A 22,921-nucleotide genomic window follows, 5' to 3' on the forward strand; every position below is an offset into this window, starting at 1 on the left:
AGCTGTGCGGGCGGGTGCCGCCGGGTGTCTATCTCGCCGGGATCTCGTCCTCACGCCAGGGGCCGATCAGTGCGCCTTCCGGCTCCGGCGGTGGTCCTCCCGCCCCGTTGAAGGTGATGGGCTGCAATGGGGCGGTGTTGACGTTGAGAGAGAAGATGTCGAAGCGATTGTAGTGACCGATGATGTCGTGCATCTGCTTCGGCGCGATGCATCGTGCCAAGTCGATCTCGCCGTAGACGATCCCTTCCTTGTCCACTAGAGGTTCGGACACCGGGCGCCCGTCGGGTCCGAAAATCCCTGACAGGGCGCTGCGCTCGCGCCGTAGCATGTGCGCCGCTTCCTCGTCGTCCCCGGCGACGATGTCGATAATTTCCTCGGACACAGTCGAGCACGAGACGACGGAGAACAATTTGCCTTCGAAAGCGTGCGCCGCTGTCCGAATGGCGATGGCGTCGGCCATGTCGTAGTCCTTCGGCGCCACCGGGAGGGAGATGTAGTTGGCGACGTGCACGAGCTCTCCCTGCGCCAGCAGCGCGAAGCGGGCGAGGGTGTTCGTGTTCTCCCCACACGCGAGGACGCCGAGCGGACCGACTTCGGTTTGATGCACCCGGAGCGTCGACCCGTCGCCGTTGGTCCAGGTCAGCTTCTCAGCCCAGGTCGGTACCAGTTTCCGGTGAACAGCGATCAGGGAGCCGTCCGGCCCGATCGTGAGGACACTGTTGTACAGCACTCCCAGGCTGTGTCGGCCGCGTTCGTTGACACCGATCACAACCGTGGTCTTGGTGGCTGCCGCAGCGGCACGAAGGGTGTCCAGATGTGGACCGGGAATGTCGATGGCGGCCCGATACAGCCGTTCGAACCACTCCCCTCCCTTGACCGGGTTCATCGTCCAGTTCCAGTACGGGTACCCGGGGACGAACACCTCGGGAAAGGCGATCAGCGTGGCGCCGGCCGCGGCGGCCTCGTGGATGAGCCCGACCGCTTTCTCTACGGTGGCGTCGGGGTCGAGATACACCGGGGAGGCCTGCACGGCGGCCGCGGTGAAACGCGGGAAGGTGTCCATCAGCGTGCCGCCTCGGTGACGGCGCTTGCGCCTGGGCGCCAGCGTTGGTGGATGTCGTGTTCCGTCTCCCCGAACAAGGCCAACTGGGGCCGCGCCCGTCCGGCTGTGGGCGGCTTCGCCGATCCGGCAGCGTAGAGAGTCGGCCATTGTCCACCAGCTCCGCGGTATCCGATCTCAGCGGCGGCGTGCAGGGTCCAGGCGGGGTTGTGCAGGTGCGCGCGGCCGATCGCGATGAGGTCGGCACGCCCTGCAAGCAGGATCGAGTTGGCGTCGTCGTCGGAGGAAATGGCGCCGACGGCGATGGTGGTGATGCCCACGTCAGCGCGGATGCGCTCGGCGAAGGGGGTCTGGTAACCGCGCCCGTACTCGGGGCGCTCGTCGGCCACGACCTCACCGCTGGAGACGTCGATGGCGTCGACTCCGTGTTCGGCGAAGGCCCGCGCGATGGCGACGGCGTCGTCGATGGTGGTGCCGCCCGGGTGCCAGTCGACCGCCGAAATCCGCACGAGGAGCGCCTTGCCTTTCGGCCAGGCCACCCGGACCGCGTCTATGACCTGCAGCGGGAATCGGAGACGGTTACGCAAGCTTCCACCGAAGTCGTCGGTGCGCTGGTTCGTCAGCGGCGAGAGGAAGGTCGAGAGCAAGAATCCGTGCCCGGCCTGGATTTCGAGGACATCGAATCCGGCGGTGTCGGCGGCCCGGGCGGCCCGGGCGAAGTCCTCGGCGATGCCCTCCAGCTCGGAAGCGTCGAGTTCGCGGGGCGCGGGGAGGTCACCGAAAGCGATCGGGGACGGGCCGACGGTCTCCCAGCCCTTGTCACCGAGGGAGGTACCGACGGTTCCGGCGGTGGGAACGGTGGTCGCACCCTTGCGTCCGGAATGGTTGAGCTGGACACCGATGGCCGCGGTGGTGTTGTTGTGGACCAGATTGGCGATCCGGCGGTAGGCGAAGATTTGTTCGGGGGCGTACAGGCCGGCGCACGCGGGTGTGACCCGTCCGGCAGCGCTGACGGCGGTCATGCCGGTCATCACCAGGCCGGCGCCGCCGAGTGCCGCGCCGGCCAGGCGTGCGAGTTCCGCGTCGCCGACTATCCCGTCCGTGGCGGAGTAGGTGGCCACGGGTGCGGCGACGATGCGGTTCTTCAGCCGCGTGTTCGCGATCCGATAGGGCTCGAACATCGGACGGGGCGGCTGTTCGGTGGAGTCCGCCGGCTGGGCACGGTGGTACCAGTCGTTGAGGGTGTCGATGTATTCCGGATCGCGGTCGCGCAGGTTGTTGTAGGTGACGCGGCGGCTGCGGGTGAGCAGGTTGAAGCCGAACTGTGGCGGTTCCTGCCCGACGGAGTGCTCGATCGACTCGAACCACTCCAGGCTCGCCTGCGCCGCACGTTGCGTGGATTCGACGACGGGTCGCCGTTCCTGCTCGTAGCGGAGCAGGGCCTGCGCGACGTCCCGGTCGTCGACTGTCAGGCTCGCTGCGAGAGCGAGGGAGTCCTCCATGGCGAGCTTGGTTCCCGAGCCGATGGAGAAGTGCGCGGTGTGCGCGGCATCGCCGAGGAGGACGATGTTGCCGTCGCGCCACGACGTGTTGCGGACCGTCGAGAACTGGATCCAACGGGAATTGTTCGTCAGTAGCTGGTGCCCCTCGAGATGCTCGCCGAGCAGACCGGCGCACAACTCGACGCTTTTCGTATCGCTCTGCCCGACGGTCAGCTCCTCGGCGGCGAAGGTGTCGAATCCCGCGTTACACCAAGTCTTCTCGCTCATCTCGACGATGAAGGTGCTGCGTTCACTGCTGAACGGATAGGCATGCACCTGGATCGGCCCGAATGCTGTCTCCGCGACGATAAAGGTGAACGCGTCGAAGATCTTGTCGGTCGCCAGCCACATGTAGCGGCAGTTCCGCACGTCGAGGTCGGGCCCGTACGCTTCGGGACGCGCCTTGCGGGTGACCGAATTGACTCCGTCGGCGGCCACCACCAGGTCGTGCGTGCGGGCGAGCTCTTCTGCCGCGGGGGCGATGGTTTCGTATCGCACGTCGACACCGAGTTGTGCGCACCGCGTCTGCAGGATGTTGAGCAGGGTCCGTCGCTCGATAGCCGCGAACCCGTGTCCTCCCGAGGTCAGCACCTGACCCCGGTAGTGGATGTCGATATCGGTCCACCGGGCGAACTGCGCTTCCATCTCCGCGAAGATCGCCGGATCCGCCGCAGTGATTCCGTCGAGGGTCTCATCCGAGAACACGACTCCGAAGCCGAAGGTCATGTCGGCGGCGTTTCGCTCGAATACCGTGACCTCCCGTCGCGGGTCCAGTTGCTTGGCCAACGCGGCGAAATACAGGCCGCCCGGTCCGCCACCGATCACCGCGATCTTCAACGACGGCAGGCCGGCGTCGACTCGTGCAGAACGCGCTGTTGCTTCTTGACTGGTCACTTGGTCACCACTGCTTCCTGGGCACGAATCGTGCCGAATGCGTCGATTACGGGTTGCGGCCAGGGCGTCGACGTCGGCGACTGCGGGATGGCGTGGGCGACGATGAGGGTTCCGTCCGCCGCCACGCCCTCCTTGCCGCGCACCTCGAAGGCGTACTGGAGTGAGGTGTTACCCAGGCGAACAACCTCGAGGGTCACGGTCACCGTTTCGCCGAACCACAGCCGCGATCGGTAGTTGATCTCGTGGCGGACACGGGGAGTCTCCCCGAACAGCCACGCCAGATCGTGCTCGCGAAGCAGCGCCGCCTCAGCGGCTTCCACGAATCGCACGATGCACGAATGATGTTGGTGGCCAGCAGCATCGGTGTCGTACCACTCCACCGTCCGCTCGATCGTCACTTTCGCCATCTGTCACTGACCACCTTTCATCAAAGCCGATGACCGAACTTTATAGCGCTCTTGTGACGATCGTCAAGGCAGGTGTATATTCGATTTTGCGGCAGGCGGTGACGGCTTACGCAGTTCGATCGAAATCCACGCAGGTGAGGTCGGCCGCACGCGCCCAATGCCATACACATGCGTCGCCGACGAAAGGGAGGAACACACATGTCACTCAGTGACGACGTTCTCGGTCGGGCTCGGGTCAAGGACACCGAAGCCTTGGAAGCGTTCTATGACGAACTCGGCAAGCGCGACACTGTGGCGCTATGGACCGTGGCCAACAAGATCGAACCGTGGTTCCCTCAGCCGGCGTCCGTGCCCATTCTCTGGCGCTATGAGGACATCCGCCCATTCGTCATCGACTCGCTCGACCTGGTCAAACCGGAAGACGCCGGTCGACGGGTGGTGGCCCTGGTCAATCCCGAGCGCAAGGACGTCACCGCGGCCGTCGGCCTGCTGTACACCGGCCTGCAGGGAATGGGCCCCGGAGAGTCGATGACCGCACATCGCCACATGGCGGCCGCACTGCGCTTCGTCGTCGAAGGACAGGGCGCCTGGACGGTGGTGGACGGACAGAAACTGAAGGTCGGCCCCCGCGACTTCGCCATCACACCCAGTTTCACCTGGCACGAGCACGGCAACGAGGACTCGGACGAGCCGGTCATCTGGCAGGACGGACTCGACATCCCCCTGGTCAATGCCCTCGACGCCGGGTTCTACGAGGTCCACCCGAACCATTACCAAGAGCGGGGCGCGGTGGTCAACTCCTCGCTGCTCACCTATGGCGCGGGCCAACTTCGTCCCGTGGGCTTCGAGGACGGTTGGACCAAGCCCTACTCGCCGCTATTCGCCTACCCCTGGGAACCCACCTACGCCGCCTTGCAGAACGCCGCGAAAGCGTCGGAGGGATCGCCCTACGACGGAATCCTGCTCGAATACTCGAACCCGCGGACCGGCGGGTCGGTGATGCCGACGCTGAGCGCTCACATCCAGTTGCTCCGGGCCGACCAGCACACCCGCGCCCACCGGCACACCGGATCGGTCGTCTACAACGTGGCCAAGGGCGAAGGCTACTCGGTCATCGCGGGCCGACGATTCGACTGGAAGCAGGGCGACATCTTCGTCGTGCCCTCCTGGGCGTGGCACGAGCATGCCAACCTCAGCACCAGCGATGACGCGGTCCTGTTCTCCTTCAACGACTTCCCTGTCATGCGCTCGTTGTCCTTCTGGCGCGAGGAGGCGTACCTGGAGAACGACGGTCACCAGCCGATTCAGTAACTCGCCTCGCACACCACTATCACCAACCCTCAGAACAAGGACCGTTCATGATTCTTCTGACCTTCTCCACTCGTGACAACACCCCCCGGCTCGGCGTCCAGCGCGACGACACGGTCATCGACGTCACCGCACTGGCACGGAGCACCGGCGCCGAAGTGCCGGCCGATCTGTCGACTCTGATCAACCAGGGCAGTGCGGGTCTCGCCGCGCTGACCGCGCTGGTGGCCAGTGACCAGGCCCCGCAGTTCAGCCTCCCGATCGCCGATGTCACCGTGCACGCCCCGCTGCGCCCGGGCAAGATCATCGGTGTCGGCCTCAATTACACCGAACACGTCGCCGAGTCGGCTCGGACCCTCGACACCGACAAGGATCTGCCCCAGCGCCCGGTGTTGTTCAGCAAGCCCGGCACCGCCGTCGTCGGCCCCGGCGAGCCGATCCGCCACAACGCGAACCTGACCAACCAGCTCGACTGGGAATGCGAGGTGGCCGTGGTCATTGGTCGCACCGCGAAGAACGTGTCGGCAGCCGACGCCCTCGACTACGTCTTCGGTTACAGCATCATCAACGACATCAGCGCCCGGGACCAGCGCCGCGGCGGCCAGTGGTTCTTCTCCAAGGGCCAGGACTCCTACGCGCCCTTCGGGCCGGTCATCCGCACCGCGGACGATCTCACCGACCCGCACGGCCTGGACCTGTCTCTGCGCGTGAACGGCGAAGTCAAGCAGAAGTCGAACAGCCGCTACATGCTGTTCAAGATCCCCGAGCTGATCGAGGACATCACCTCCGGAATGACCCTCGAGCCCGGAGACGTGATCGCTACCGGCTCCCCCGCCGGCGTCGGCGCCAGCTTCGTGCCCCAGCAGTTCCTCACCCCGGGTGACGTGGTCGAGTGCACCGTCGAATCGATCGGGACGTTGAGCAACCCGGTTATCGATGCTCGCTGACACCTGTCCGATCAGAAAGGAAGCCCGATGAGCACCCTCTCCTACCGCATCGGCCAGATCGTGCCGAGTTCCAATGTGACGATGGAAACGGAAATCCCCGCCCTCTTCCGCGCACGGGAAACGGTCGCCCCCGAGCGATTCACCTTCCACTCCAGCCGCATGCGGATGAAGGAGGTGACCAAGGAAGAGCTCGAGGCGATGGACGCCGACTCGACCCGATGCGCCGCCGAACTCTCCGATGCGAGAGTCGATGTCCTCGGCTACGCCTGCTTGGTGGCCATCATGAGCATGGGCAAGGGGTACCACTGCGTCTCCGAACAGAAGCTGGCTCAGATCACCCTCGATAACGGCGCCCCGGCACCCGTGGTTACCAGCGCCGGCGCACTGGTGACGGCCCTCGAGGTCCTGGAAGCGAAGAAGATCGCCCTGGTGGCGCCCTACATGAAGCCGCTCACCAAGCTCGTGGTCGAGTACATCAAGGACCAGGGCATCGACGTGGGCGACTATCGGGCACTGGAAATTCCGAACAATCTCGACGTGGCCGCCCACGATCCGCGCAATCTCGTGGGTATCGCCAAGCAACTCGACTACCAGGACGCCGACGTCATCGTGCTCTCGGCCTGTGTCCAGATGCCGTCACTGCAATCGATCGAGATCGTCGAGAACGAACTCGGCAAGCCGGTGATCTCTGCCGCAGTCTCCACCGCGCATCAACTGATGCGGGCGCTGGATCTGCCCGCGATCGCTCCCGGCGCCGGGTCGCTGCTGTCCGGAAAATACGCCCACGCTCCCTACACCCCGAGCCTGCCGATCGCCGCGACGTGATCCTTCCGGCCTTGGGCGCTATGTGACCGTGTGGGCCTCGACGCAATCCGCCGGGGCCCACACGGAGCCGTGGACCGCTCATTCAGTCGCATGCCGGCCCACACCGATCAAAACGGGGTGCCACCGCCGCCACGCTGGTGTGATACTGGGGCAGAGGTGAAGATATGTGCGAGCCCACGAGATCGCCGTCCGCTACGTATCGGCAATTGGACGGCCCGCCGATGGTCGGCGCAGCTGGAGCCAGAGCGCCCGGATCGACGTCCTGAAGGTGCGAACTGGTGGATGACCTCGACCCCTTCGCAACGCAAGCCGACGTCCACCCCGCGATCGCCGGCGAGTTGATTCTCGACGGCTTCGACGACCCCGTCGAGATCGGGCGCGGCGGATTCGGAGTCGTCTACCGGTGCATGGAAACTGCGCTCGATCGGACGGTCGCCATCAAGGTGCTCTCCTCCGGTGTGGATGAAGAAGACCGGAATCGCTTCCTCCGCGAGCAACAGGCCATGGGCCGGCTCTCCGGACATCCGAACATCGTGACCATCTACCACGCCAGTACCACGCCCCAAGGGCGGCCGTACATCGTGATGGAGTACCACCGCCACGGCTCTCTGGAAGCGATCATCCGCCGCGACGGACCGCTCGGCTGGGAGAAGGCGCTCGGTTTCGGCATCAAAATCGCCCTGGCCTTGGGCAGAGCGCACCAGGCCGGGATCCTTCATCGAGATGTCAAACCCTCCAACATCTTGCTCACCGACTACGGCGAACCCCAGCTCACAGACTTCGGCATCGCCCGCATCCACGGTGGTTTCCAGACCGGGACCGGCGTGGTGTTGGGTTCGCCTGCCTTCACCGCACCGGAAGTACTCACCGGACGAGCACCGACCGTGCAGTCCGATCTCTACAGCTTGGCCGCGACTCTCTTCTGCCTCATCACCGGCCACGCCGCCTTCCAGCGCCGAGACGGCGAACAACTGGTCGCGCAATTTCTTCGAATAACGTCCGAACCGGTGCCCGATCTCCGCCGGACCGGCATCCCCGCGCAGGTGTGCAGCGTCATCGAGCGCGCGATGTCGGAGGAGGTCGCGCGCCGCCAGGAGTCCGCAGAGGCATTCGAACAGGACCTCCGCACAGCCCTACGACGCACCAGCGCCGGATCCCCGGATCTGGTCCCGCCAGACGCGGAGATCACGCAACGCGGGCACCCAGACCTGACGCGTAGTTCGGAAGAACACGCCGGGCCGCCCTCGGTGACGCCGCCACGCTTCTCGACGAAGTACCGGCCACGTACCCAGCCCCGTGCCCCAGTGCAGCGGCGCCGCCTGATCGAGGCCCTGCACGCCGGCGGGGATCGGCGGCTCGCGCTGATTCATGCACCGGCAGGATTCGGCAAGAGCACCCTCGCCGCCCAGTGGCGCGACTTGTTGACCAACTCGGGAACGCCCGTCGCCTGGCTCAGTGTCGACAACGACGACAACAATGTCGCCTGGTTCCTGGCGCACCTCCTCGAAGCGATTACGCGGGTACGACCGTCACTTGCACGCGACCTGCCACAGGTGCTGCAAGAGCAGGGTGAGCAAGCCGCACGGTACGTCCTTTCCACACTGGTCGATGAGATTCATGACACGGGCGAGGTGATCACGGTCGTCATCGACGACTGGCACCGAGTTTCCGATACGGCGACGATCTCCGCGATGGCGGCGCTGCTCGACAGCGACTGTCACCACCTGCGATTTACCGTGACCAGCAGAACCCAGGCCGGGCTTCCGCTCAGCCGGTTGCGGGTACGCGACGAGTTGGTCGAAATCGATTCCACTGCGCTACGTTTCGACCTGCCGGAGGCGGAATCGTTCCTGGCCGACCAAGGGGGGCTCGCCCTCACCGCCGCCGACATAGCCGATCTTCGCGAATCCACGGACGGATGGGTGGCGGCCCTGCAACTGGTCTCGCTCTCGCTACGGGGACACACCGATCCGACCACGCTGATCGGTCAACTCTCCGGCCGCCACCACGCGATCGGCGAGTATCTCGCCGAGAATGTCCTGACATCGCTCGAACCCGATCTTCTCAACTTTCTGCTCGCGACGTCGGCGACTGAACGCATCAGTGGTGGACTCGCGTCGGCGCTGACCGGTAGCAGTCACGGTCAGGCTCGGCTCGAGGAGATCGAGAACCGGGACCTGTTCCTGCGACGACTCGACGAGGACGGTGAGTGGTTCCGTTATCACCACTTGTTCGCAGAGTTCTTGCGGCGCCGGCTCGAACGGGACCAACCGGACATGGTCGGCGAACTTCATCACCGTGCGTCCCACTGGTTCGGTGAGCACCACCTGCTCAGTGAGGCCGTCGATCACGCCTTGGCATCGGGTGATCCCGACCTGGCGGTGACGTGGGTCGAACGCGAGGGAATGCGATTGGTCGAACAGTCCCAGATGGCGACGCTGATCGGACTGATCGACAAGCTCCCATCCCGACAGGTGATCGCACACCCGGTGTTACAGATCGCATTGGCCTGGTCGCATGTACTGCTGCATCACCCGGCGCCCTCGGCGCTTCGGGCACTGGACCGCGCGGAATCATCGCTGACCCAGCGCACTCGCGCAGACGAGGACACGACGGCCCTGTTGATCGAGGCTTCGTTGGTCAGGGGCGTTGTCGAACTCTTCGCCGATCGTTCCGACACGCTCAGCGAGCGGATCTCGGACTGCCTCGAACGGCCCGAGGCTGTGCGGCCGTTCGTCGTGTCGGGGGCGGCGAATGTCGCGTCCTTCGAGGCGATCTACCGGTTCGACTTCGCCGCGGCCCGCCGATGGCAGGAATGGGCGACCCCCTACAACCAGCAGACATCGGGACCGTTCAGCGTTCTATACGGATACTGCTTCGCCGGGATCGCCGCACACGAACAGCTTGACATCACCGCGGCCGAGAGATACTTCCGGATGGCGCTACGGCTGGCGAAACAATCCGGCGGCGGGCAATCGTATGCATCCCGCGTGGCCGGCGCGATCTTGGGAGACTTGCTGTACGAGCAGGGTCATGTGCCCGACGCCGAAGAACTTCTCGACGCCAGTCATAGCCTTCGGTCCGAGGGCGGCATCGTCGATTTCATGCTCGCGACCTACGGCACCGGATCTCGTATCAAGACTCTGCGCGGAGATCTCGGTGCCGCGTGCCGACTCCTCGACGAAGGGGCTGAGATCGCCGACATGCTGACGCTGCCGCGGCTGGCCGCCCGAATTCGGAACGAGAGGATACGGTTGGCGCTCGCCATTCCTGCGGTTCTCGATGAGCATCCGCGGTGGGCACAGACAGTCCCCAGGGACAGCGCCGGCCCGGCGTCCCGCACGAGCGGGATCGACCTGATCACGTGGGAGCTGCACGAAGACTCCGACATTCGGCTCCTGCTCCACGCCGCCTCGCCGACGGATCGGGAATCGTCGGCGGCCGCGTGTCGTCGATCGCAGGCGCTGGTGGAGCGAATCTCCCGGCAGGCGCGATCGAAAGCGCTGCTCCGGGCGAGGCTTCTGCACACCACGTGTCTGTTCGCAGCTGGCCGTACGTCGGAGGCGAAAGAGTGTGTGGTACCGGCTTTGGCGCTCTGCGCCGACCGCGGACTCCCGCGCGTCGTGCTCGACGCAGGGTCGGCGGTGGCCGAGGTGGTCGCCTCGCTCGAGACCGATCTGCGGCTCGGCAGATGGCAACGAGGATGGGAACGCGTCCCGAGTTCATTTCTCACGCAAGTGGTGGACGACTCCGGGGCCAGCGACGCTGGTGATCGGCCGGTGTCCACGACGTAGGCCGCGGCACGGGGCCGCATCGGTTCGCCGTGGTTGGGGGTGACCGCACCACAGGACGTCAGATGCAAGCAGGCTGCAACCGGCCTACGGTCGCGCCCACGCTCGGCGGGCGCCGTACGCCGGCTGCATCGACCTACTGCGCGAACCTACCGTCGGCAGGTCGCTAATCGATCGGCCTGCCCTCGCTGCTCGCCCAGCTGGGCATGAGTTCGTTCGAGGGAAGCGCCTTGTCGAGAAGTTTTCTGCCCTGCGCGATGCCGGCAACGGGGAGCCCGTCCGGATCGAGCAAGCCGATCTGCACCAGCACTCCGGCCTGATCCCAGTAGATGTGCTCGTTGTACAGCTTGTCGCCGCGCAGGGTGACGACAGCGACCAGCGGGATTTCGACGTATCGTCCGGTCGGCGCGACACCGGGAAGCATCCAGTCGATCTCGCGGTCGTGTGTGAAGCAGAACAGCTGCTCGTCGACGATCCGATCGGCTCCGACGGTACGAGAAATCGGGATCGTCTTGGTGTCGGCCGGATTGTTGTGCACGAAATGGTGGGCGTAGAACCGTGAGAGGTCCTTCTGACCGACGCCACCTGTCAGCGTCGGGATGTGGTTGACGTAGGGTTCGTCGACCATGGTCGCCATGGTGGCGGGGACGTCACGGGCCTCGAACTCGTAATAGATGTGCCGGTCCCAGAGTGCGGACAGATCGTATCGGGGTCCGATGGTGGCGTGCAGAACCTCGAGGGTGCGCGAGTAGGCGAGCCCCGCGGAGAGGGGTTCGAAGACATCGCGGCCGTGGGTGGCGAATGCATGATCGACGCCGGGGTAGTCGTAGATGCGCACCTGGTCGTTGTCGTCGAACGCCTTGCGGATGGAGTTTCGGGCATCCTCGGGGCAGTACGAGTCGAGTTCAGCGAGGTGGAAGACCACGGGAACTGTCAGCTCAGTCGCCGCATCGAGGTGATCGTGGACACCGACACCGTAGTAGCTGATGGCGCAGTCGACGTCGAACCGGACCGCGGACAGGTAGGCGAGCAGTCCGCCGAGGCAGTATCCGATGAGTCCGACGCCGCCGACGTGATTGGTCAGGCCACGAAGGGCTGTGACGGTGTCGCCGATGTCCGTGACGGCCAGGTCCTCGTCGAGTTCGTCCCGCAGCTCGAGCCCGCGCGTGAATCCGGCCTGGTCGTAACCGAGTTCCTGCCGAGCACCCGAGCGCCAGAACAGGTCGGGGACCAGTACCACGTAGCCTTCCTCGGCATAACGGTCGGCCATGTCCCGCATGTAGTCGTTGATTCCGAAAATTTCTTGCAGGAGAACCAGTCCCGGGCCAGAGCCCTGGGCCGGTTCGGCAAGATACGCGGCGAACGACTCACCGGAGCTCTTGCTGATATCGATGTACTTACCCATTGATTCGTGTCGCTTTCGGTGGAGAAACTGCGGAACGGCTGCGTTCAGAAGTCGGGATGCTTGGTCACCAGGCGGTAGGACCCCGAGTGGAAGACCAGTGGCTCGCCGGGGTCGGCATCGTATTGTTCGATCTCGCCGAGGAAGATGATGTGGTCGCCGGCCTTTACTCGTTGGACTGTGCGGCACTGGAAATGCGCGATGGCGTCATCGATCAGCGGAACGCCGGCGATTCCTTCGGTGGTCGCCACACCCGCGAACTTGTCCTCGGCCGGCGTCGAGAATTGCCGGGACAGGTCGTGTTGGTTGGCCGCCAGGACGTTGACGGCGAAATGGGTCGCCGCCGTGAGGTCGGGGAGGCTCGGCGCCTTACTCGCCGGGCACCACGACACGAGCGGCGGATCCATGGACACCGAGGTGAACGAGTTCGCTGTGACACCGATCTTCCGACCATCTGGGGCCCGCGCGGTGATCACGGTGACCCCCGTAGCGTATTGGCCGAGGGCACGCCGTAGATCACGGGGATCGAACTGGGCCTGCTCGGCGGCCCGGGCGGTCTCGATCACACGCTGCGATTCGGCGTCGTCGAACCACCAATTGTGCACGGTGCGTGGATCATCGAACCCGGTTGCGATAGCCGACGCCAGGGTCGGCGAGTCCTGCGCCGCCGCGAACAAGCCGAGGACCGGATCGGATGGTCCACGGAGCAGGTCGTTGGTCCACGACACGGCCCACTGAGCCCATCCGCGCCAGAACTTGTCGAAGGTGCGTTGCATCCATTGCGCGTCGAATGGCCGGTCATCCCGATCCACGATCGCATCGAGGTACACGGCGACGGCTTGGGCAGCATTGTTGCTGCCCTGACCGGTAAGCGGATCGTTGAGGACCACCGCGTCCGCCATGCCCAACACGACGCTGCCCGATGCGAGTTCGGCCACCGGGCGGCGGACCGTCGGCGTCAGGCGGCCGCGCAGTACCCCGGCTTCGTCGGTCAGAGAGATGTCACCAGTCCTGGCGAACTCTGCCGGGAAGTGCTCGGCCAGCACTTCCTTGGCGCGCTCGAGATGTTCTCGCGGGGTGTGGACATCGTCCCAACAATCCATCGGTCCACCGGGGACGCCTTCGAACACCATCACATGACAGGGCCCGGTGGTGGTCAGCGCCGGCAGGACGAAGTACTCGCCGACCCCGGGGACGATGTTCAGTGAGAGGTCCGCGCCGTCGGGGTGCGGCGCGAGACCGTTCACGTAGGCCAAGGCCAGGGCCCGCTGCGGTCGGTTGTAGGGCGATTTCACCGGATCCGGAGGGAAGAGTCGACCGAGGTCGCCCTTGCCGCTGGAGATGATGACGAGGTCGTGGCTCTGGGCGAGGTTTTCGATGTCCATGGGGCTCGCCGCCTTGATGATCAGATTGCCACCGAGTTCTGTGAACTCGTCGACCCAGTCCGCGCATTTGACTCGCTGATCGACCGATTGCGCGAAGCCGATCAAGGGGGTTGTCACGGCGATCTCGTTGCTGCTGTGCGTTTTCGCCACAGTCAACGCCATCGTGTCGATGCGCGGGCACCGCTCCTCCCAGCGGTCGAGCCCGAGATCCCGCTCGATCTGCAGTGCCGAGTCGAACATGCACTGGCTGGACATGACGGGACCGACCCGGACCTCGTCGGGCGTTCGGTCGGTCACCAGGGTGACCTCGAAGTCACGTTTGAGTAGGGCGAGGGCTAGCAGTGCCCCCGATTGTCCGGCTCCGACGATAGCGATGCTGCGCATGACTGACGGCTCCAATCGATGATTCGGGCGACGGTTAGTTCGCGACGTCGGTGAGGTACTGTTCGGCGGCTTCTGGTGTCATGAACCAGTGGAAGAAGTCACGCGGATCGTCGAAGCCGTTGGCAAACCGACGAGCAATGCGCGGCTCGGCGGCGGCGGCGCCGAGCAGGTTCAGCACATGCTCCGGCGGCGGGGTGAGCAGTGCGTTCGTCCAGGTCGCGACGTATTGTGCGTAGTCCCAGTACCGTTCGAAGGTGGCGGTCATGAATGCGGCGTCGAAGGGCCGGTCCCCGTGCTCGAGGATGCTGGCGAGGTAGGAGGCCGCGCACTTGCTGGCGTTGTTCGAGCCCTGGCCGGTGATCGGATCGTTGAGGACCACCACGTCGGCCAGTCCGAGGATATTCGCCCCCGAGGGCAGGACTCCGATCGGCTTGCGAACGGTGGGTGGGAACCGTCCGGCGAGGATCCCGTTGTCATCGGTGAGGGTGATGTCGGCGCAGCGCCCGGCCTCCCAGGGGACAAACGTCTCGACGACCCACTTGGTCTTTGCCAGATGCTCTTCGGGAGTCGTCACGTCCGCCCAGCAGTCCATCGGCCCGCCCGGAATGCCCTCCATCACCATGATCTCGCAGGGCCCGCTGGTGGTGAGCGCGGGAAACGCAAAATATTCACCGACACCGGGAATCATGTTGAATGCCACCGCGGAATGTTCCTCACGTGGCAGCATCCCGTTGACGTAGGTCAGCGCGAGGGCGCGCTGGGGGCGATCGAAGACGGACCGCGTGGTGTCGCGCTCGAACATCTTCGCGATCTCGCCCTTGCCTGCGGCGAGGATGACCAGATCGGAGTCGACAGCGAACTCTTCGAGGTCGCCGATCCCGGCATCCTGGAGTACCAGCGTGCCGCCGCGTGATTCGAATTCCTTGAGCCACGCGGGCATTTTCACGCGCTGATCGACCGACTGGGCGGGGAGGTCGAGGCGCGATGCCCAGGAGAACGCCTGGTTTCCGTTGTCGGCGACGGTGAACGAGATGCCCTCGACTGATGGGCATTCATCGCTCCAGAGGTCCAGTCCGACGGCGCGCTCACGTGCGAGGGCCCCGCCGAACATGCACTGGCTGGACATGACCTTGCCCTCACGGATCTGCTCCGGAGTTCGGTTGGACACGACGGTCACGTCGTATCCGGCGTCGACGAGTCCTATGGCGAGCTGAAGTCCGGCTTGTCCGGCTCCAACGATGGTGATCTTGCGCATGGGGAGAGGCTCCTTCGGTCGAAGTTATTGGGCGAGCAGCGGGATTGCCGGGGAGGATTGTTCAGGCCCCATCGCGGAATAGCCTCCGTCGATGGCCCAGTCGGCTCCGGTGACGAATGCGGCGCGCGGCGAACACAGGTAAGCGATGATGTCGCCGACCTCGGTGGGGTCTCCGACTCGGCCGGCGAGGTGGAATTTTCCGGCTACCCGGTCGGTTTTGGCTCGGTCCGATCCCGAGAGCTCGTCCATCACCTTCGACCAGATCCAGCCCGGGCTCACCGAGTTGACGCGGATGTTGTCCCCGGCGAGGTCCATCGCCATGTTTCGTGTCAGTTGCACGACCGCGGCCTTGGAGACGGGATACAGCCACCGTCCGGTTTGTGCGACCTTCGAGGAGATGGAACCGAAGTTCACGATGGCACCGCCGCCCTGTGCTGCCATGTGCGGGCGCACCGCTTTGGCGAACATAGCGGCGCTCACCAGGTTCACGTCCAGTGCCGTTGACCACTGCGCCCGGCTGGACTCGGCGCCGTCGTCGATGTAGGTGCAGGCCAGATTCACCAGAATGTCGATGGCCCCGAACGACTCGAGTGCAGCGGCCACGCACGTATTGATCGCGTCGTCGTCAGTGATGTCGGTTTCGCTGAACAGAGCGTGGTCCTTGCCGTCGACCGCCTGCTTGCCACCGTCCCGATCGATGTCGGCGACAACGACGTTGACACCGTTTTCGTGGAGGCGGTCGACGACGCCGCGCCCGATCTTGGTGGCACCGCCGGTGATGATGGCGGTCTTGCCGCCGATGCCGAGATAGTCGCTCATGTGCAAATCTCCTGACTTCGTCACGATGTGATCTGCAACACTAGGAACATTCCGGTCAGTGATCTATCCGCTGGACGCGTCGACTGTGCAGATTGCGCTCACTTTCGATCCTGCCGAGCATTTGCCGACTGGAAAGTTCCTGAAAGCTGCGGGAGCACTGGGCGAGAGGTATCCGACCGCCGGGGTCGGTTGCCCCTCGATGTCGGATCGACCCGCCCAAGCAACCAGCACCACCAGGCGGCTGTGGGCGGGCGCGCGGCTAGCGCAGTGCCTGTCGGGATTCCCGTAGCCGATAACGCTGAATCTTGCCGTTCGGGGTGCGCGGCAACTCGGCGAGGAATTCGATACTGCGAGGGTACTTGTACGGTGCCAACTCGTTTTTGACGAAGTCCTGGAGTTCGCGGACCTTGGTGTCGCTGCCGACAGCGTCCGAGATCAGAACGACTGCCGCGTGGACGATCATTCCCCGATCGGGGTCGGGCAGGCCCACGACCGCGCATTCCTTGACATCGGGGTGCCGGCCCAGCGCTTCCTCGACCTCCGGGCCGGCGATGTTGTAGCCGGACGAGACGATCATGTCGTCACTGCGTGACTGGTACCAGAAGTAGCCGTCGGAATCGCGAATATACGTGTCGCCGGTGATGTTCCATCCGTTCTGGACGTACTGGCGCTGGCGGTCGTCGGCAAGATACCGGCAGCCTGTCGGACCGGTCACCGCCAACCGTCCCGGTGTGCCGTCGGGAACGGGGTGACCATCGTCGTCGAGTACCGCTGCCGTATAACCAGGTACGGCCTTCCCGGTTGCCCCCGATCGGATGTCATCGTCGCTGGCCGCGATGAAGACATGCAGCATTTCGGTGGCACCGATGCCGTTGATGATGCGCGTTCCGGTCTCCTCGTAGAACTCTTCCCACACCGCTTCGGGCAAATGCTCTCCTGCAGACACGCAGCGGCGAACCGAGGCGAGGCTCTGCGCCTTGTTCTCGCGGAGAATTGCCCGGTACGCGGTCGGGGCGGTGAACAGTACCGATACTGCGTGTTCTCGTACCGCATCGGCCAGCTCCCTCGGAGTTGCCTTCTCGAGCAGCAACGTCGCGGCCCCCACCCGCAGGGGGAAGACCACCAGACCGCACAGCCCGAAGGTGAATGCCAATGGCGGCGTACCCGTGAAGACATCCGATTGATTCGGCCGGAGAACCCGTGCCGAGAAGGTGTCCGCAACGGCAAGGATGTCGCGGTGAAAGTGCATCGTCGCTTTCGGAGTACCGGTGGTTCCGGACGTGGTGGCCAGTAGAACGACATCGTCCGCCGCGGTGGCGACGTTGGTGAATTCCCCGGACTTGGCGGATGTGCGGGCGATGAGGTCGGTGGGTTCGGTGCCACCGTAGAGCAGCGCCGCGATCTGGTCGGTCTCGATCAGATCGGCAGCGAACCGGTGATCGCACAGCGCGAGTGATGGTGTGGTGAGATCGATGATCTTGCTCAGTTCACCGCTGCGGAGCTGCGGCATGGTCGTCACGGCGACACCGCCGGCCTTGACCACCCCGAACCAGCAGGCCACCATCCAGGGGTTGTTCGGCCCGCGGAGCAGAACGCGGTTGCCCGGCACCAGTCCGAAGTCTTCGGTGAGTATCTGGGCGATCTGGTTGGCGCGGTGCAAAAGCTCCCCGTACGTCCAGCTTTCGGACGACGAGAGCAGCGCCGGGCGACCGCCGCCCAGCGCCGCGACCTGGTCGTCGAGAAGCGGGGATGCGCAGTTCAGGCGGTCCGGATACCGCAACTCCGGGAGGGTGAAATCGAAGTTCGGCCACAGGTTCTCCGGCGGGAGGTTGTCGCGGCAGAACGAGTCCAAGTGCGCCGACGGAGACAGCGTCATAGTTGACCTTCCACTATAGATATGAAGGGCCCAATCGTATGCACTTCTTGTTACGCCCGTCAATGATACGAAATACAGTTCCCTGCCCGCGGGCTATCTGACGCACCGTGGCCGTGGCAACGGTTATGGTGTATCCATGACGACGGGGACTTTTGCCGATGACTTGGCGATCGAACGATCAAGCGAGCTGCAACCGCGCGAGTTGATCGTGACGATCTTCGGCCTCTACGCGCGGGCCGAGTCGAACTGGTTGTCGGTCGCTTCCGTCGTCCGACTCATGTCTCATCTCGGTGTGGACGGATCCGCGGTTCGCTCGTCGATTTCCCGGCTCAAACGGCGCGAAACGCTGGAAGCCCATCGTCACGACGGCTCCGCAGGCTATTCGCTGTCCAAGCCGACTCTGGATGCTCTCGCCGAGGGCGATGTCAGGATCTTTGATCGCAAGCGCGCCGAGATCGAAGACGGCTGGCTGATGGTGGTCTTCTCCATCCCCGAATCCGAACGGGACAAACGGCACGTTCTCCGAACATTCCTGACCCGTCTCGGCTTCGGCACCACCGCGCCAGGGGTGTGGATCGCGCCGGGAAGCCTCGTTCGCGAGACCAGGGAAACGCTGGAACGCCGGGGACTCAGCGAATACGTCGACATGTACAGCGCGGAACACCTCGGCTTCGGCGACCTCCGCACGAAGGTCCGCACCTGGTGGGATCTCGACGCACTCACCACCCTCTACGCCGCGTTCCTCGACAAGTATCGTCCGGTACTCGAACGGTCGACGGCAGGAACACTCACCCCCCAAGACGCTTTCGCCGAATACGTGCCCATGCTCACCGAGTGGCGGCGGCTACCGTACCTCGACCCCGGCCTCCCCCTTCCCCTACTTCCACCTGGATGGAACGGTGTCACCGCCGGCCGGCTCTTCGACGAACTGAACGCCGCCCTCAGCGGACCCGCCCGAGAACACGCAATGCGGATCATTCACCAGCCCTGACCACTACCCGCGGCCGAGAGGGTCGCGAGCCTCCACGCAAATCCATGGGATACGCCCTCGTGCGCCCCACCTCGGCATCGCTTTTCTGGGCACCGCGCCTTCACACGGGAACGCCACACCATCTGTCGTAAGAGACTTTTCACATGGGTGGCCGTTACACCACAGAGTGAGCGAACGTTATTGCACAGGAATCAGTCTGGGTCGAGCACATCACTTCGAAGTTGTCTCCAGGGCCTTGACAAGGCTGTCCCCCAGCTCCATTGCGGCCAGTTTGGCGTCCAGTCGGGCTCCGTCTTCGTCGGCGAGCGCGGCATCACGAAGCCCTGCCAGCGAAGTGACCGCGCCGGGTGAGCCGACCAGTGCGTGGGCCGCGGACATCAACTTGCCGAAACTGTCGCCGCCGTGCTCGTAGGTGGCACCGTAACCCTTGAGGACACGCTGGCACTCGACGATCTCACGTCCGAGGTCGGCATCGGTTGCTGCAGCCCGGAGAGCCTGTTCGATCCACTCCTCGATCGCCGCCTGCTCCCGGACGAACCGCAGTGAGCGCGGGCGGAGGGGACGCATTCGCGCCATCGTGCTCAGCATCGTGTAACCGGTCACCGAACTCGTGTTCAGGATCATCCCCTTGTGGGTGATCGCGCCGACCAGACGCTGGAACCACTTCGAACGGTGCATGCGGGCCCCCAGCCTGGAGGGCATCGTGTCGGTGATCTCGTCGATCTGTGGGTGGAGATACTCACGAACCTGCATCAGTTGGTGCCGTTCCGCCCGCGCTTCCTTGCGGATTCGGTCCATCCGCCCCTGTCGGGTCTTCTGCATTGCCACCTGGATCGTGTCCTGGTAGCACATCCACAGCCCGATGTGGCGGGCCGCCTCGACGGTCAACCGGGCTGCTCCCGCGGCGTCCGGATCTATCTCGGCGAAGCGGGTCACCCGGAACAGGTACCGCTCGGCGTAGTCCAGGTTCTGATAAACCGCGGTCCGCACGAGACCGTGGAGGATCATCGACCGCGCCGCCGGCGGGAGGTTCAGGACGCGGTCGGCGAGCGGCTGCAGCGCCGGCCCGACGAGGGTGGAGGGGGCGGTCGCTGCGACCGTCGTGCGTCGAGTCTCTTCCTCGGCTTTTCGGTCCTCCGGCGTCACCGGGCGCGGTCCGATGGAGATCGGTATCGGATTCGGCTTCCGCGCGGGGCGTGGTTTCTGCTGTGCGGCGGCGTCAAACCCGGCGGAGAAGGCCCGTAGTGAGGATTCGACACCCTTTCCGAACGCGTGAATCGGGGCCTCGAACTGTTCCCTGCTGAAGGGAAGGGTCCCGGATCCGGCAAGGGCACCGAACAACGCGGCACTGATGACGCTGCGACTCTGTTCGGCCATTTCCATGAAGTCTGCGGCGACCAACCGCTTCGAGGCGCGTTGCGCTCCCGCGACGAGTTCGGAGCTGTCGGCGCGACCGTCGCCGAGGGCCATCTTTTCGTCGATGGAGTACACCCGATTGGTGGAGGTGATCAGTGTCGTTCGATCGGGGGTGACGAATCCGCGCTGGACAGCTCGGCCACATTCCATCAGTTCGGAGGCGATGAGGACATCGACCTCGCCGGGGCTCGGGAACACGCTGAGGACCGGCTCGATCCGGGCGTCGGTCGCCGAGGACGGAGGTTCATCGCCAGGTGGGAAGATCTCGACGTAGTAGACCGTCGCCCCGGTGCGCTGGGCGACGCCGGCGACGGAGGTGTTCTGCGCGTAGTGGCCGGCGTTCTCGGCGACGGCGACGATCCAGTCGGCGAGCACGCCGCCGCCTTCGCCGCCGAGGGCGACGATCGCCAGAGTGATCGGACGTTGACCGTTGTACCAGTTGAACATCATGCAGCCTCGAATTGTGCGGCGCGGCGCTCGATGCCGCGGGATGCGATCTTGATCCACCACGAGCGGACGTTTGCAAGAAGCTGTTCGCGTCGGGTGGGGTTGTCGACTACGTCGGTGCGGTAGAACGACGGGCACAGCACCGCGGCGTGTGCATTCGCCCCGCACACTCCGCAGCCGACGCAGCTGTCGAGGACCTCAGCGATCGGGTCGGTACGCATGGGATCCGGGTTGGGTGCGATCGTCAACGACGGGCAGCCGGAGATCCGGATGCAGGCGTGGTCGCCGGTACAGGTCTCGGGATCCACCCCGAACCGCTCGCGCACCACCCGCTTGCCGGCCGCGAGCGCTTTGGTTCGGTCGCGTTTGACGCGGCGCTGGGCGTTGAGCTGGCACTCGCTTTGCATGACGAGCACCTTGGGCCCGGCCTCGTCGGTGGTGAGTGCCTCGACAAACGTGTCACGGACTTTGCCGACGTCGTAGGTGTTCTTGATCGTGCGCGCCCATTTGACGCCGATACCGCGGACGGCCTTCTCGATCGGGTGCTGGGTCGACCGGGTGGGGAGGTCTGCCTGGGAGGACAGCACGTCCTGGCCGCCGGTCGCGGCGGCGTAGGCGTTGTCGACGATGAGGTGGACCTGATCGCTCTTGTTGAAGACAGCGTTGCCGACGCCGCTGGTGAGGCCGTTGTGCCAGAATCCGCCGTCGCCCATGATCGCGATGCTGCGCCGGTCGGTGTCCTTGGAGTTCAGTGCGGAGGCGCCTGCCGATCCGAGGCCGTATCCCATCGTCGTGGCGCCGAGGTCGAACGGTGCGTTGACGGCGAAGAGGTGGCAGCCGATGTCGGCGCTGACGTGGTGTTTGCCGGTCTCCCGCTCGGCGAGTTTGAGGCCGCTGAAGATCGGGCGTTCGGGGCATCCGGTGCACAGTCCCGGCGGGCGCGGCGAGATGACCTCGGACGAGACGCGGGGGGCTGTGGGGCTCGTCGGGTCGTCGGGGTCCCGCAGCAGGGCGGGCTGGTGTGCGACGACGTCCGGGAGGTACCGCTGGAGGAACTCGTTGACACCGCGGGTGACGACCGTCGAGGTGTATTCGCCGGCGAGTGTCAGCATGTCCTTGCCGTGCAGTGCGGTGGCAATGTCCGCCCGCCGCAGGATCGCGTTCAGGTTCTGCTCGATGTAGTCCGGCTGGCCCTCCTCCAGGAGGAGGACGGCGCGTTTGCCCTGGCAGAACTCGATGATCTCGTCGTCGACGACCGGGTAGGTCACGTTCATGACGTACGTCGGTACCTGGGTGCGTCCGAATGCGTCGGAACAGCCGAGCAGCTCCATCGATCGGTTCAGCGTGTTGTACAGACCGCCCTGCACGATGATGCCGATGTCGGCTTTGTCGTTCCCGAAGACCTCGTTGAGGCCGCGGTTCTTGATGAACTTGACCGCCGCCGGCCACCGGTCGTGGATCTTCTCCTTCTCGTGCAGGAAGCTGGCCGGCGGGAGCACGATCCGGTCGATGTCGCGCAGCGGATTTTCGAGGGCATCGGTGACCGTCATCGGCGGGCGTTTGTTGTCCTTGGCCCCGAAGGCCCCGTGCAGGTGACACGAGCGGAGCCGCAGATCCAGCATCACCGGGGTGTTGCTCGCCTCGGACAGCTCGAAGCCGACCTCGACCGCGTCGACGATCGCCGAGACATTGGGCCGGGGATCGAGCAGCCACATCTGCGACTTCATCGCGAACGCGTGGGAGCGCTCCTGCATGATGCTCGAGCCCTCGCCGTAGTCCTCGCCGAGGATGACGAGCGCGCCGCCGGTAACGCCGCCACTGGCCAGGTTCGCAAGCGCGTCCGAGGCAACATTCAAGCCGACGGTGGACTTGAAGGTCACCGCGCCGCGCAGCGGATAGTGCACCGAAGCTGCCAGCATCGCCGCCGCCGTCGCTTCCGACGCGCTGTTTTCGAAATAGACGCCGAGTTCGTCGAGGATCTCGTGCGCGTCACCGAGGACATCCATCAGATGCGAGATCGGTGCGCCCTGGTAGCCGCCGACATAGGCGACACCGGATTGCAGCAACGCCTTGGTGACGGCGAGGATGCCCTCGACGTGCAACGTGGTGCCGGCGCCGTTGCGGAGTTGTTTGACCTCGGCGGCGAACGAACGTTCAGCCATTTTCTCTTTCC

The 22,921-nt window shown here is 64.9% G+C and carries 15 protein-coding genes; 5 read left to right on the forward strand and 10 right to left on the reverse strand.

Translation table 11 applies throughout. The features are described 5' to 3' along the window. Positions 1-28: 28 nt before the first annotated feature. Genes QM806_RS24170 through QM806_RS24180 form a run of 3 tightly spaced genes read right to left on the reverse strand, consistent with a single transcriptional unit; the run spans position 29 to position 3,902 of the window. Entirely contained in the window at positions 29-1,063 is a 1,035-nt protein-coding gene (locus QM806_RS24170; protein ID WP_005568889.1) for a carbon-nitrogen hydrolase family protein, read from the reverse strand. Next, on the reverse strand, positions 1,063-3,495 hold the full coding sequence (locus QM806_RS24175) for an oxidoreductase (RefSeq protein WP_283293099.1): 2,433 nt from the start codon (positions 3,493-3,495) through the stop codon (positions 1,063-1,065). Before QM806_RS24175 ends, QM806_RS24170 begins: the two co-directional genes overlap by 1 nt. After that, positions 3,492-3,902, reverse strand: coding sequence for an acyl-CoA thioesterase (locus QM806_RS24180; protein WP_005568887.1), 411 nt, complete (start codon positions 3,900-3,902; stop codon positions 3,492-3,494). Before QM806_RS24180 ends, QM806_RS24175 begins: the two co-directional genes overlap by 4 nt. A gap of 198 nt (positions 3,903-4,100) precedes the next feature. On the opposite strand from QM806_RS24180, the gene QM806_RS24185 reads away from it, so the two are divergent. The 4 genes from QM806_RS24185 (at position 4,101) to QM806_RS24200 (ending at position 10,776) form a co-directional block, all read left to right on the forward strand. Further along, positions 4,101-5,213, forward strand: coding sequence for a cupin domain-containing protein (locus QM806_RS24185; RefSeq protein WP_054246337.1), 1,113 nt, complete (start codon positions 4,101-4,103; stop codon positions 5,211-5,213). Positions 5,214-5,260: 47 nt separating this feature from the next. Continuing rightward, a complete protein-coding gene (locus QM806_RS24190; RefSeq protein WP_005568885.1) occupies positions 5,261-6,157 on the forward strand; it encodes a fumarylacetoacetate hydrolase family protein in 897 nt (298 codons plus the stop codon). Positions 6,158-6,184: 27 nt separating this feature from the next. Beyond that, on the forward strand, positions 6,185-6,982 hold the full coding sequence (locus QM806_RS24195) for a maleate cis-trans isomerase family protein (RefSeq protein WP_005568884.1): 798 nt from the start codon (positions 6,185-6,187) through the stop codon (positions 6,980-6,982). A gap of 278 nt (positions 6,983-7,260) precedes the next feature. Next, entirely contained in the window at positions 7,261-10,776 is a 3,516-nt protein-coding gene (locus QM806_RS24200; RefSeq protein ID WP_054246339.1) for a serine/threonine-protein kinase, read from the forward strand. A 163-nt stretch (positions 10,777-10,939) separates the two neighbouring features. Here QM806_RS24200 and QM806_RS24205 read toward each other — a convergent pair whose 3' ends face one another. From QM806_RS24205 to QM806_RS24225, 5 genes are all read right to left on the reverse strand, one after another. Continuing rightward, positions 10,940-12,178, reverse strand: coding sequence for a dienelactone hydrolase family protein (locus QM806_RS24205; protein WP_054246340.1), 1,239 nt, complete (start codon positions 12,176-12,178; stop codon positions 10,940-10,942). A gap of 44 nt (positions 12,179-12,222) precedes the next feature. Next, positions 12,223-13,944, reverse strand: a complete 1,722-nt coding sequence (locus tag QM806_RS24210; RefSeq protein ID WP_120659124.1) for a styrene monooxygenase/indole monooxygenase family protein — start codon at positions 13,942-13,944, stop codon at positions 12,223-12,225. Positions 13,945-13,978: 34 nt separating this feature from the next. Continuing rightward, on the reverse strand, positions 13,979-15,199 hold the full coding sequence (locus tag QM806_RS24215; protein WP_005568880.1) for a styrene monooxygenase/indole monooxygenase family protein: 1,221 nt from the start codon (positions 15,197-15,199) through the stop codon (positions 13,979-13,981). Between the two features lie 24 nt (positions 15,200-15,223). Next, positions 15,224-16,018: an SDR family oxidoreductase gene (locus QM806_RS24220; protein ID WP_005568879.1), complete on the reverse strand. Its 795-nt coding sequence runs from the start codon at positions 16,016-16,018 to the stop codon at positions 15,224-15,226. 259 nt (positions 16,019-16,277) lie between these two features. Further along, complete coding sequence (locus tag QM806_RS24225; protein ID WP_005568878.1) at positions 16,278-17,894, reverse strand: AMP-binding protein; 1,617 nt, start codon at positions 17,892-17,894, stop codon at positions 16,278-16,280. Between the two features lie 208 nt (positions 17,895-18,102). On the opposite strand from QM806_RS24225, the gene QM806_RS24230 reads away from it, so the two are divergent. Beyond that, positions 18,103-18,885, forward strand: coding sequence for a PaaX family transcriptional regulator (locus tag QM806_RS24230; protein ID WP_283293103.1), 783 nt, complete (start codon positions 18,103-18,105; stop codon positions 18,883-18,885). A gap of 210 nt (positions 18,886-19,095) precedes the next feature. On the opposite strand, the gene QM806_RS24235 is transcribed toward QM806_RS24230, so the two are convergent. After that, positions 19,096-20,751, reverse strand: a complete 1,656-nt coding sequence (locus tag QM806_RS24235) for an indolepyruvate oxidoreductase subunit beta family protein (RefSeq protein ID WP_120659125.1) — start codon at positions 20,749-20,751, stop codon at positions 19,096-19,098. Continuing rightward, positions 20,748-22,910: a thiamine pyrophosphate-dependent enzyme gene (locus tag QM806_RS24240; protein WP_120659126.1), complete on the reverse strand. Its 2,163-nt coding sequence runs from the start codon at positions 22,908-22,910 to the stop codon at positions 20,748-20,750. Before QM806_RS24240 ends, QM806_RS24235 begins: the two co-directional genes overlap by 4 nt. Positions 22,911-22,921: the final 11 nt, after the last annotated feature.

This window comes from Rhodococcus sp. IEGM 1351, from assembly GCF_030056875.1.
In the GTDB taxonomy this organism is placed as follows: Bacteria; Actinomycetota; Actinomycetes; order Mycobacteriales; family Mycobacteriaceae; genus Rhodococcus_F; species Rhodococcus_F opacus.